This is a genomic window from Halovulum dunhuangense (assembly GCF_013093415.1).
Classification (GTDB): domain Bacteria; phylum Pseudomonadota; class Alphaproteobacteria; order Rhodobacterales; family Rhodobacteraceae; genus Halovulum; species Halovulum dunhuangense.
Window position 1 is genome coordinate 1 of record NZ_JABFBC010000026.1, and the last position, 663, is coordinate 663.

General features: G+C 66.2%; 1 protein-coding gene. It reads right to left on the reverse strand.

What is annotated here, in order from left to right; all coding sequences use genetic code 11:
• Positions 1–663: sodium:calcium antiporter (locus HMH01_RS17740; RefSeq protein WP_171327129.1), on the reverse strand; the 663-nt coding region annotated here is incomplete at both ends.

The window sequence follows — 663 nt, forward strand, 5'->3', positions numbered from 1 at the left end:
CCCGATCACCGTTTCCGAAATCCCGAACTGGGTCGCCAGCGACACCGCCCCGCCAACCAGAAGGCGGCCGCCGAGAACGACCAGGACCAGCCCGCCAAGGGCGATGAGGGCCGATACGGCAAGCGGCCGCTCGGGCGTTGCAGGCGGAACGAGGGCGGGGTCCGCTTCCTGCAGCGCGAGGCCCTTGTCGAAGACGGCACCATGGTCGACCTGCGACGCGTTCCGTTCCTGCCGGAACGCAAGGTAGACATAGACGATCAGCATGGCCACGAACGCGCTGCCGATCAGTCTGCCCATCGGCATGACAAGCGCTATCGCGCCGAACAGGACCGCGACACCAAGCATCACCATCCCGTCCCGCCGCAGCGCGATCGAGGCGATGGTCATGGGGCTGATGATCGCGGCGACACCGGCGATCAGCAGGATGTTGGCGATGTTCGACCCGACGATGTTGCCATAGGCGATGCCGGGCGCGTTCGTCAGGGCGGCCTGCACCGACGTCACGAGTTCGGGGGTGGATGTCCCGAACCCGACCAGCGTCAGGCCGATGACCAGCGGAGAGACACCAAGTCTCGTTGCCACCTGGACAGCCCCGCGGACGAGAAACTCGCCGCCGACGACCAGCAGCGCGAGACCGGCAAGCAATGGGATGATCGTTTCCAT